Below are 10,976 nucleotides of genomic sequence, written 5' to 3'. Positions count from 1 at the left end.
CCCGTTAACGAGTCTTTGATACTCGTGAACGAGGCTTTGAACTCCGTTAATGAAGTAAAATGAGCGGTTATTCAATACGATCTCAAAGACGCGATAAATCGCCGTCTCTACAAGAATCAGTCCTTTGTAGAGACGGCGATTTATCGCGTCTCTTGCCTTAACCGAACAGTATCAGGCGGTTATTCTCCGGGGAAAATCAGACTTGAGAGCAGTTGTTAAGAAAAACAGGTTGGCCGCCTTGCTCAAGAGATAGCGTTAGTGCAGCAAGAATTTCTACTAACTGTGTGCCTACCCAGCCAGACGAAACCTCTGAGGGAGTATTGTTGAGAACAGAAGCAACAAAGGTAGAGCAAACCCGTTGTAATGGTTCACCCGGTTCTAATTCCAGCACTACCTGTCTTTGATTTACCGGAATAAAATGATTACCCTGCTGCTCAAACTCCCCATGTAGCAGCGTTAGAGGTGACGATCGCAACATTTCATCAAAAATCAAACTACCAAGGCTACCTACAATCCCCAGCCGTCGCTGCTTATCAGCATTTAGCCAGCACAAATGAATATAAGCTTGAAAGCCATCTGGGTATGTCAGTGTTAACCATACTAGATCGGCTAAACCTTGGGATGGAGAGTGGGTTATTTCGCTATTGGCTTGCCCCTGTAGCCATACCGTACCCGTTGCTTGTACTTTCACAGGCATCTGACCTAGCCAAGCGTTAAAGATCGCAATATCGTGAATAGCTAAGTCCCACAGCGCATCAACATCTTGGCGGACAGGGCCTAAATGGGTGCGTGTCGCATAGCCGTAGCGTAAATCACCTAATTTACCCGCCTGTACCACAGTTTGTCCTTGCTCAACTGCTGGGTGAAATAAATAAGTGTGGTCAACCATCAGTATTAAATGATGCTGCTCTGCTAACTGGCAAAGTTCCCGACATTCGGCCGGATCAAGAGTTAGGGGCTTTTCTGCCAAAACATGGTATCCGTTTTGGAGAGCGTCTTTAATTAAAGCATAGTGAGTAGTAGCTGGAGTTGCGATCGCCACTCCTGTCAATCCTGGCACTCTTTTTAAATCTTCCCACTGGGTTGTCAATACTACATAATCATCTAAATTAAACTGCTGTTTGACCGCCGCTAATCGTTCTGGATGAGGGTCTACTACAGCAACTACATCTACTTGGGGATGTGCTAAGAAATTCCGTAGCAGATGTACTCCCCAACGCCCAACTCCGATAACAGCAATTTTAATTTGGTTTGTCATTTGTTATTTGTCATTTGTCATTTGTTATTTGTCATTAGTATGCAAGGGACTAGGGACAAATGACCACCGACAACCAACTAAGTTATCAGGTTATCAGCACTATTTTTGGTTTAGGGTATTTTCGGTTGAGGAATTGCTAAAAAGGCTACTTTAGCTGCGGCTTGTTCAGCAGTTTTGATTGAGCGTCCTTTACCTTCTCCAAGTTTGTTTCCATGCAGCCACACTTCAGCCATAAAACGTTCTTGATTACGGTGCGGTTGAGTGACTTCTACAACTCGATATTCTGGTAAAACTTTAAATTGCGCCTGAGTCCATTCTTGGAGAGCAGCTTTGTAATTGAGTCTGGCAGGATCGAGGCGAATTTCTGTCGTTAGTTCTTGGAAGTGGGGATCTAGCCAAGAACGAATTAGTTCCAGATTTTGAGTGCTTAAGTAGAGCGCACCGAGAACTGCTTCAAAAGCATCTGCTAGTCGTGACTCTTGACCAACCTTATCAGCCGTAGCGCTACCGGCGACTAGCAAGTATAACTCCAAACCATAACCTCTGGCTAATTGGGCGAGAATGCGATCGCTTACCAATACCGAACGAATCGCCGCAAAATCCCCTACTGGACAATCGGGATAATTTTCCCATAACACAACAGCCGACACTAGGCGCACCACTGCATCGCCAACAAACTCCAGTTGTTCATAATTTGCCGAATCAGAGACAGTAGGATGAGTTAGCGCTAAATCTAGCAGTTCCCACTTGATAGGTGCTTCTAGCGACAAACCTAATTTTTGGACTAAACTTTCGAGTTGCCGTTGACGGCGCGGGTAGGCAAGAGGCATTACATGACAAGGGGAGGGGGCAGGGAGCAGGGGGCAGGGAGCAGGGAGCAGGGGGCAGGGAGCAGGGAGCAAGGGGAGACATGGGAAAAATACTTACTTCTGACTCCTAACTCCTAACTCAGCACTCAGCACTCAGCACTAAAAAGGGGGGGAGAGAGCAGTACATAAGCCGGGTTCTGTTCTCTTGCGAGGGCAGTTATCTATCTGGGACGCTTGTTACCAAACGCCTCTAGCGGCTCTCATTGAGCGGAACTGGTAAAAGACCAACCGTAGTTCCTATCGCCTTGCTCCCAACCGGGGTTTACCGAGCCAGCACCTCTCGATACTGCTGGTGCGCTCTTACCGCACCTTTGCACCCTTACCAGATCAATTAAAAATGTAAAATGAACAATTTTTAATTTTACATTTTTAATTTTTAATTGATCTGGCGGTATCTTTCTGTGGCACTATCCTCACGATCGCTCGCACTGGACGTTATCCAGCAAGTTTGGTCTTTCGGGAGTCCGGACTTTCCTCAAACCAGTTACTATGACTGATCTGCAACCGCCTGCGTCTACTCTCTCCTTAGATCCAGTGTAATCTTTGGTTGGCGTAGTATGTTGACATGGCATTACTTTTTTTTATTCCACGGTAGAGCGTAAGTCCAAGGTAATTTTTTGACTGTGAAAGGACAATTGATAATACTAATGGGAGGAAAATCACGACCTGGGGCTAAACCTAAACGCACCTCAGATATCCTCAGCACCAGTTGCAGGGAAAAGTCCAACTCCTTTTTTCTGTTAAGAAAGTCGTTGTACAATTTTTTTTGCCCTTTTTGTAGCCCATTGATATCAATTAGTGGTTTTTTCGCTGAATAGGTTCCAGCGACTGGATCCCGCTCGAATACATCTTCTGCTGTCACTGTTTCCGAAAGTGTTTTCTTGGGAGCAATCAGGCTAGGACTTTGAGGTACTGCCAAGTCACGAGTTAAGTCTGGTGATTTGCGAATTACGCGGCGTGATTGTTTGCTATGTTCAACTACTAAAGAACTGTTGTCCCAGTCAACGTATAGGGCAACATTATCAGATTTATTTTCAATGCTAATTCCTAAATCTTTCAAATCGTCAATTGGGTACGAGGATTTGAGTTTAAAGGAAATCCCAATTTTATCGTCGAGATTTTGTTCTTTGAGTTGCTCGTCAACGATTCCTTTTTTAAACTCAAATTTAACTTGATCATCGATGGATTCAATCATGCGATTAAAAATATAGGAAATACCGATAATATAAATAGTCAAAACTACTAAATTCTGGTCGCTATTCCTCATAATTTATAATATTAACTCCTGGTAATAATGAATGTACATTTGATTTGTTGCCTATCTGCAATTATTAATTACGCTTAATTGTTACAGAATTTTGCAGCCAACCCCGTTGCCAAAAAAAGAATAGCAAAGCAAGTGCGATCGCAGCCATTACTACCAAGCAGAGTGGATAGCCCCAATACCAATTCAACTCAGGCATATTATATGGCGATTTTTCCGTATTGAAATTCATACCATATATTCCGGCAATAAAAGTCAGTGGAATAAAAATTGTTGAAACTATCGTTAGTACCTTCATAATTTCATTCATTTTGTTACTCACTGCCGAAAGGTACACATCCATTAATCCAGATGCTAGTTCTCGATAAGTTTCTACCATATCCATCACTTGCACTGTATGGTCATAACAATCTCGCAAGTAGATTTGGACTTCTTCGCCAATCAGTTCACTACCATCTCGAATCAAAGAATTAATTGCATCTCGCTGGGGCCAGATAGCACGACGTAGTTGCAGTAGTTCTCGCCTAATTTGATAAATATTTTGTAGTGTTTGTGGGGTAGGTTTGACTATTACCTCCTCTTCTAACTCTTCGATCCGCTCTCCATAAAGCTCCAGTACGGGAAAATAGCCATCAATAATTGCATCTAATACGGCGTAAGCTAAATAATCCGCTCCTTGTTTGCGAATGATCCCTTTGTTTTTTTCAATCCGCGATCGCACCGCTTCAAAACAATCATGTTCCGGCTCCTCTTGTACTGTCAGCAAATAATTTTTACCTAATATCAAACTCACTTGTTCGCTGTAAAAACCACATGCTATTTCTTTCGGTACTACCATGCGAGAAATGAATAGCAATTGATCTTCATAATCCTCTGTTTTGGGACGCTCTGGCACATTGACTATATCTTCTAAAACTAAAGGATGTAACTCAAAAACTTTACCCAATCGCTGTAATATATCTTGACTACCTAAACCTTGTACGTCTACCCAAGAAGTGGATTCACTATCAAGATATGAAATACACTCTTCTGGGGTTGCTATCTGTTCGCGGATAAAATTGGTTTGGTTGTAGTCAATCAAAAAAATTATCGGTGGTGGAGCATCTGCATCAATAAAAATGGTTCCGGGTACAGTCCCTGGTTCGTGATAGAATTCATCTTCGTTTGCCTTCTTTACTATTTTTAGAAGGCGATGTAGTTTTCGTGCCATGCAATATTACCTACATTGGGAATTGGGAGTTGGGAATTGGACAAGTTCTTCTTTTTCCAGTGCTTAGTAAAGAAGTAAAATCTTCTACTAAGCAACCATGAGGCGTTTTGATCTATTTCAGCTTTTGCTATTAATTTTACAAAAATTAATACAAAAACTGTAATTGTAATTTGTAGATTAAGCAGTTATTTAGATGTTGTATTTATGATTAATTGCTGATAACCATGATGATTATTTTTACTTATGCCCAGCTACTTCCCAGCAATAGAGATAACATATCGGCTCTAAATCAGCAATGTTATAAAAAAACAGTTTGCCTTGGTTAAGACAAACTGTTGAAAAAAATATTTATCTGGGTAAGCAGAAGTTAGAACATGCCCATGCCGCCCATGCCGCCCATGCCGCCCATACCGCCCATACCACCCATGCCGCCCATATCAGGAGCAGCAGCTGCGGATTTCTTCTCTGGTTTTTCAACAACGATCGCTTCGGTGGTTAAGACCAAACCAGCAATAGAACCAGCGTTTTGCAAAGCTGAACGCACAACCTTGGCAGGGTCGATAATACCAGCCGCGATCAAGTCTTCAAATTCTCCGGTAGCAGCGTTGTAGCCAATATTGAACTCGCTGTCTCGGACTTTAGAAACGATTACAGAACCTTCAGCACCGGCGTTATCTGCTATTTGACGCAAAGGAGCTTCTAGCGCTCGTTCGACTATATCAGCCCCAATTTTTTCTTCTTCGCTTTCTAAGGTCTTTTTAATCGCTTGTACCGTTTTGGCTAAGTGAATTAAAGTTGTTCCACCACCAGGAACAATCCCTTCTTCTACGGCGGCTTTAGTAGCGTTGAGCGCGTCCTCAATCCGCAGCTTACGGTCTTTGAGTTCGGTTTCGGTTGCCGCACCCACTTTAATCACTGCCACACCGCCAGCAAGCTTGGCGATGCGTTCTTGGAGTTTTTCTTGATCGTATTCAGAATCGGTTTCTTCCAACTGTCTACGAATTTGACCAATCCGCTTTTGTACTTCTGGCTTGGTGACACTGCCAGCGACAATGGTGGTGCTTTCTTTGTCAATGGTGATTTTGCGAGCAGTTCCCAGGGCTTCTAAAGAAGCTGTATCCAAACTTAAGCCAATTTCTTCAGAAATCAACTGTCCATCGGTGAGAATAGCAATATCTTCTAACAAAGCTTTGCGGCGATCGCCAAATCCAGGCGCTTTAATGGCAGCCACTGCTAGTACACCCCGCGCTTTGTTCACTACCAAAGTTGCCAAAGCATCACCTTCGACATCTTCAGCAATGATTAACAAGGGCTGACCAGAACGAGCAACTTTTTCCAAAATTGGCACTAAATCTTGGATGCTGCTGATTTTTTTATCTGTCACCAAGATTCGGGCGTTTTCAAATTCGACGATTTGCCGCTCGTTGTTGGTGACGAAGTAGGGTGAAATATAACCCCTGTCGATCTGCATCCCTTCAACTACTTCTAGTTCAGTGGTGAGGGATTTGGATTCTTCAACGGTAATGACACCATCTTTGGTGACTTTTTCCATTGCTTGGGCTAACATTTGACCAACTTCTTCATCGTTACCAGCAGAGACAGTGGCAACTTGAGCGATCGCACTTCCTTCGACTGGCTTGGCTATTCTGGCAATTTCTTTTACCAGTGCTTCAACAGTTTTGTCGATCCCGCGTTTCAAGCTAACTGGGTTAGTACCCGCCGCGACGTTCTTCAAACCTTCCCGAATCAAGGCTTGTGCTAAAACGGTGGCGGTGGTGGTGCCATCCCCAGCCACATCTTTAGTTTTTGAGGCTACTTCCTGAATGAGTCTTGCACCAGTATTTTCCAAAGGATCTTCTAATTCAATTTCCTTGGCAACAGTGATACCATCGTTGACAATTTGAGGTGCGCCAAATTTTTTCTCTAAAAGGACATTGCGACCTTTGGGCCCCAAGGTGATTTTTACGGCATCGGCAAGGGCGTTAACACCCCTTTCTAGAGCTCGCCGCGATTCCTCGTCAAATGCAATAATTTTCGCCATGTTTTATTTCTCTAGCGCTTCCATTAGACAATTTAGCACTCACAGGGCAAGAGTGCTAATCTCTAAAGTTACAAATGGAAATAAAAAATAAAAAATTGATTAATATACAGGTGATGCTCATATTAGATACTGGCAGTAATGCTTGAATTGGGAGATGAATCTAGACAACTCCCTTAAATACCTTGGTATTGCCGACCCTAGCGGCACCGGCTGGTTGGCAGTAGTATTTACGTTTCTCTTGGCTTGGCTTGTAACGTGGCGTTCAATTCCGACAATCCGCAAATTCGCCTTGCGAGTAGGTTGGGCTGACCAACCCAACGCTCGGCGACTCAATCGAGAACCTTTACCCAATGCAGGGGGGCTAGCTATCTACGCGGGTGTAATTGCCGCGCTGGTACTAGCTAGCCTTTTACGGCCGATCGAACTCCAAAACGTATTGGCTCAGGTACTCACTATTCTCCTGGGGGGTTCGATATTAGTCCTTGTGGGCTTTATCGACGATCAGTTCGGCTTACCGCCCTCTATTCGATTGTGGGCACAAATCGTCACGGCGCTTTTGCTGGTAGCTAATGGTATCAGTGTCAAAGTCCTGTTTGGTACTCCCATCGACTCACTTCTGTCTATGTCGCTGACAGTACTGTGGGTAGTAGGGATTACCAACGCCATCAACTTGATGGATGGTATGGATGGTTTGGCGGGAGGAATCAGCTTTATTACCGCTATGAGTTTGTTGGGGGTTGCAGCCCAATTTAACAATCGTGCGGCCGCGATCTTGGTACTTGCAGCTTTAGGAGGTGCTGCATTAGGCTTTTTGCGCCATAACTTCCATCCATCACAAATTATTATGGGTGATGCCGGAGCATACTTTTTTGGCTATGTGCTGGCAGCAACTAGTATTTTAGGCAAACTGCAACAAAACACAGTTTATGCCCTAATTCCTACAGTTTTATTTCTATTGTTGCCAGTGCTAGACACCACTCAAGTATTTGTACGGCGGTTACTAGCAGGAAATAACCCTCTGAGTACTCCTGGCAAAGATCATCTGCATCACCGCTTACTCGCTTGGGGACTTTCCCAGCGTCATGCTGCGTTCACGCTTTGGTCAATTACCTTATTTTTCAATTTGCTGGCGATGAGAATACAAGGCATGAGTTTGGCTGTGATGCTGGCTACCGCCAGTAGTATTATCCTGCTTTTGGGTTTTACTGTCTGGCAAAGAATACGCCAACAGCCTTAGTTGCTTGTAGGGTAAGCATTGCAATGCTAGCCCTACTATGGTTTTTTTTGTGGTGCATTTATACTACGACCGAATTTTAGATTTTAAATTTTGGATTTTGTTGAAGCAACACTCCAAAAAATAAGTTATCCAAAATTATTTGTATATAAATAGGGGCGCACAACTAGCTGTGCGCCCCTATTTATGTAAAATCTCAAATTATTTATTTTAGGACTTACGCATGAGTTACGGAATAACAAACCGCAGAGGCACGGAAGGCACAGAGAAATAAGAGTTTGAGAGATATTTTGCGTAAGTCCTATATTTATTTCTTAAACTATTTACGCCATTACCATGCCGCCATCAACGTTAAAAACTTGTCCGGTGATGTAGGTGGCGGCGGGATCGGCGGCGAGGAAGCGCACCATCCCAGCAACTTCTTCTGGCTGACCAAAGCGACCGAGAGGGATGAATTTCAGAATATCTTCGGGGTTGTTGAGATCGCTGGTCATATCGGTGGTAATGAATCCTGGGGCGACGGCGTTAACGGTGATCCCACGAGTAGCGAGTTCTTTGGCAACGCTTTTGGTGAAGCCGATTACTCCTGCTTTGGCGGCGCTGTAGTTGGACTGACCTGGGTTGCCCATTTGCCCAGCAACGGAAGTAATGTTAATAATTCGCCCCGATCGCTGTTTGAGCATGATTTTACTGACGGCGCGTGTACATAAGAAAACACCAGTGAGGTTAAGGTCTATCACAGCTTGCCAATCTTCTGGCTTCAGACGCATAAGCAGTGTGTCGCGCGTAATTCCGGCATTATTGACTAAAATATCTACACGCTTAAACTTTTCCATGACGGTGTTAACTAGCGTGTCTACTTGATCGCTTTTAGAAACGTCTGCTTGAATAGCGATCGCTTCACCTCCCGCTTCTGTAATTTCTGTAACGACTGCCTCGGCTGCTGCACTCGAACTGGCATAATTAACCACTGCGATCGCTCCTTGTGTGGCTAATTCAATTGCGATCGCTCTCCCAATTCCCCGTGAAGCACCTGTGACAATTGCGACTTTATCTTTTAATAGTGTCATTTAATGTCCCTCGATTTTAGAAATACCGCGCTAATTATCTTATGGCGATTCAGGGAACATATAAATATTGTCTGAATAAAATCTAACTATTGGGACACGACAATCTTGCTAGGATAATGCAAATTAGAATAACGTTATCCGTCGTTTTTAGCTAAATATCTAACTCACATTTGATTTTTGAAAACACTCAGTACAATTCAAATAGCCTTCTTTTCTGTTGTCTATTGCCTCTCACCTAACTACGCAAATAAATTCAGAGTATAATTCTTTGGTTAGTCAAAATAATTTTGATTTTTATACATAAATGGAATTAATATATGCATTTTATTATAATTATTTAATATTGTTGATCTATATTAACTAATGTAATCTTTTACCCAAAAAAACCCATGAACCTATAGCAATTTTATTTTCTAAGAATTACCATTGAAAAACATAATTGAAAATCGGTGTGTATCACATGGCAACTAAAAAACAATTTAACAGCTTTGAAGAAATGTTGTCTGATTCTGATGTACCTGTATTAGTGGATTTTTATGCTGAATGGTGTGGCCCATGTCAGATGATGGTGCCAATTTTAGAGCAAGTAAATGCCCAACTCAAGGATCGCCTGCGAATTGTCAAAATTGACACAGAAAAATACACGGAATTAGCTAGCAAGTATCAAATTGCTGCACTACCAACTCTAGTACTTTTTAAGCAGGGTCAGCCTGTGGAGAAAATAGAGGGTGTAAGACAAGCAGCAGATTTGGTACAACATCTAACAAGAATAATTTAAGTAGCATAAGACTTACGCAATTGGCACAATGCGATCGCTATTTAATAGTACACAAGTATTATTGAGTAACATTTCAAAATCTTTGTATTTGCAATAGAAATCGCGTTAGCAAAGCACTATTGCAATACTTATGAGGAAATAAATAGAGGGAATATTCACGTAAATTGCTAGTTAGTGTCCATGCTGTGCCAGTTGCGTAAATCTTGACCACTACACTGCCGCTAAGTTAACTCTATTTGGGAAGAATACTTTTTATAAAGTAAATATCCATTTTTATCAACTTCAATTAATTCTTAAATATTTTGCCACAGTAAAGGTGTCCAGATAAACAACAATTAGAAGATACAATACCCGATCTTCTCAAATTTAAAAATGGAGTTGAAGCAATTCGGAAAAAGTCATACTATTTCTTTGTGAAGTTGCGCCAAATTTCCTTTGCTTCTTCTTTCTTCGTATCTATGCGCCCTTCTCCCAAGGAGAGACGCTAACGCGAATGCGGTTCCTTCCTCATATAGTTTGGCGCACCTTTATACAGAATTATTATCACTGGAGTTAACAAGCATCATCACTCTCGCGGATGAATTTGGTTTCACAGTTAATACACCGCGAGAGCCTGTGAAACATAGAAGCACAATTACTGTTAATTATATAAATGGTTCGATAGAGGATAGCTGCCGCATTACTCAAAGAATTTGCAAAGATTTAATTTCTCGTCGTTTTTTTGTGGATTATCGTCCTTTGCTGGGAATTCGGATTGCACCATATTTCTACAACATCTTAGATGAAGTTGAGGCGATGATGCTAGAAATGCGATTACTCAAAGAAAACTTGATGTAAAACCTTAAGGAAACATTAAGTATATTTGCTTATATGTCTAGAGAAAGTAGTTTAGAAATTGAGATGGGGATATTGTATAGATATAACAAGACATCTTGACAAAATAAACCATATATGAACAGTAAACAGAAAAGACCTGAAAAAGCCTATATTTGGGTGAATATTGATTTTGATAAAGTCAAACATAGAATAAATGCGGTGACTTGCCAGATTGAGCGGGTTATACAGAAGCACCAACTGTCAAATCAAACTAATAACTCAGACAAAAGAAAAAATTGGTAGTGCGTGTCAATTCTAATATCAAGCCCCAGCTAGATATTTTCTAGGTAGGGCTTTCGTTTTTATGTCTGGTCTATCAAGTGCGATCGCAGTGGGAAATTTATCCGATTGTTAAAGCTAGTTCTTTGCAGAAGTT

General features: G+C 42.1%; 9 protein-coding genes and 1 other RNA gene. 3 read left to right on the top strand and 7 right to left on the bottom strand.

Annotated features, from left to right (window positions below; translation table 11 throughout):
• Positions 1-196: 196 nt before the first annotated feature.
• From VB732_RS22015 to groL, 6 genes are all read right to left on the bottom strand, one after another.
• Positions 197-1,258 carry a Gfo/Idh/MocA family oxidoreductase gene (locus VB732_RS22015; protein WP_323233028.1) on the bottom strand — a complete coding sequence of 354 codons (1,062 nt, stop codon included), beginning with the start codon at positions 1,256-1,258 and terminating at the stop codon, positions 197-199.
• A gap of 110 nt (positions 1,259-1,368) precedes the next feature.
• Complete coding sequence (rnc, locus tag VB732_RS22010; protein WP_323233027.1) at positions 1,369-2,088, bottom strand: ribonuclease III; 720 nt, start codon at positions 2,086-2,088, stop codon at positions 1,369-1,371.
• Between the two features lie 149 nt (positions 2,089-2,237).
• An RNA gene (gene rnpB, locus VB732_RS22005) (RNase P RNA component class A) lies at positions 2,238-2,649 on the bottom strand.
• Positions 2,650-2,698: 49 nt separating this feature from the next.
• Positions 2,699-3,394 carry a hypothetical protein gene (locus VB732_RS22000; protein WP_323233026.1) on the bottom strand — a complete coding sequence of 232 codons (696 nt, stop codon included), beginning with the start codon at positions 3,392-3,394 and terminating at the stop codon, positions 2,699-2,701.
• A gap of 64 nt (positions 3,395-3,458) precedes the next feature.
• Positions 3,459-4,601 carry a magnesium/cobalt transporter CorA gene (corA, locus tag VB732_RS21995; protein ID WP_323233025.1) on the bottom strand — a complete coding sequence of 381 codons (1,143 nt, stop codon included), beginning with the start codon at positions 4,599-4,601 and terminating at the stop codon, positions 3,459-3,461.
• 367 nt (positions 4,602-4,968) lie between these two features.
• The gene (gene groL / locus VB732_RS21990; RefSeq protein WP_323233024.1) at positions 4,969-6,642 is read right to left on the bottom strand and encodes a chaperonin GroEL; all 1,674 of its coding nucleotides are present in this window, start codon (positions 6,640-6,642) and stop codon (positions 4,969-4,971) included.
• 154 nt (positions 6,643-6,796) lie between these two features.
• Between groL and VB732_RS21985 the strand changes: the two genes are divergently transcribed.
• Positions 6,797-7,879, top strand: a complete 1,083-nt coding sequence (locus VB732_RS21985) for an MraY family glycosyltransferase (RefSeq protein ID WP_323233023.1) — start codon at positions 6,797-6,799, stop codon at positions 7,877-7,879.
• Between the two features lie 320 nt (positions 7,880-8,199).
• Here VB732_RS21985 and fabG read toward each other — a convergent pair whose 3' ends face one another.
• Entirely contained in the window at positions 8,200-8,946 is a 747-nt protein-coding gene (gene fabG / locus VB732_RS21980) for a 3-oxoacyl-[acyl-carrier-protein] reductase (protein WP_323233022.1), read from the bottom strand.
• 460 nt (positions 8,947-9,406) lie between these two features.
• Between fabG and trxA the strand changes: the two genes are divergently transcribed.
• Positions 9,407-9,724, top strand: a complete 318-nt coding sequence (trxA, locus tag VB732_RS21975) for a thioredoxin (RefSeq protein ID WP_322639690.1) — start codon at positions 9,407-9,409, stop codon at positions 9,722-9,724.
• Between the two features lie 516 nt (positions 9,725-10,240).
• Positions 10,241-10,561, top strand: coding sequence for a hypothetical protein (locus VB732_RS21970; RefSeq protein WP_323233021.1), 321 nt, complete (start codon positions 10,241-10,243; stop codon positions 10,559-10,561).
• Positions 10,562-10,976 lie beyond the last annotated feature (415 nt).

Origin of the sequence: Nostoc sp. UHCC 0252 (assembly GCF_034931145.1) — a bacterium.
Lineage (GTDB): Bacteria > Cyanobacteriota > Cyanobacteriia > Cyanobacteriales > Nostocaceae > Nostoc.
This window is presented reverse-complemented; position numbering and strand designations above follow the sequence as displayed.

Coding starts and splice junctions, on each gene's coding strand:
- trxA (WP_322639690.1), top strand. CDS start 9,407: ATGGCAACTAAAAAACAATTTAACAGCTTTGAAGAAATGTTGTCTGAT.
- rnc (WP_323233027.1), bottom strand. CDS start 2,088: ATGCCTCTTGCCTACCCGCGCCGTCAACGGCAACTCGAAAGTTTAGTC.
- VB732_RS22000 (WP_323233026.1), bottom strand. CDS start 3,394: ATGAGGAATAGCGACCAGAATTTAGTAGTTTTGACTATTTATATTATC.
- corA (WP_323233025.1), bottom strand. CDS start 4,601: ATGGCACGAAAACTACATCGCCTTCTAAAAATAGTAAAGAAGGCAAAC.
- VB732_RS22015 (WP_323233028.1), bottom strand. CDS start 1,258: ATGACAAACCAAATTAAAATTGCTGTTATCGGAGTTGGGCGTTGGGGA.
- groL (WP_323233024.1), bottom strand. CDS start 6,642: ATGGCGAAAATTATTGCATTTGACGAGGAATCGCGGCGAGCTCTAGAA.
- fabG (WP_323233022.1), bottom strand. CDS start 8,946: ATGACACTATTAAAAGATAAAGTCGCAATTGTCACAGGTGCTTCACGG.
- VB732_RS21985 (WP_323233023.1), top strand. CDS start 6,797: ATGAATCTAGACAACTCCCTTAAATACCTTGGTATTGCCGACCCTAGC.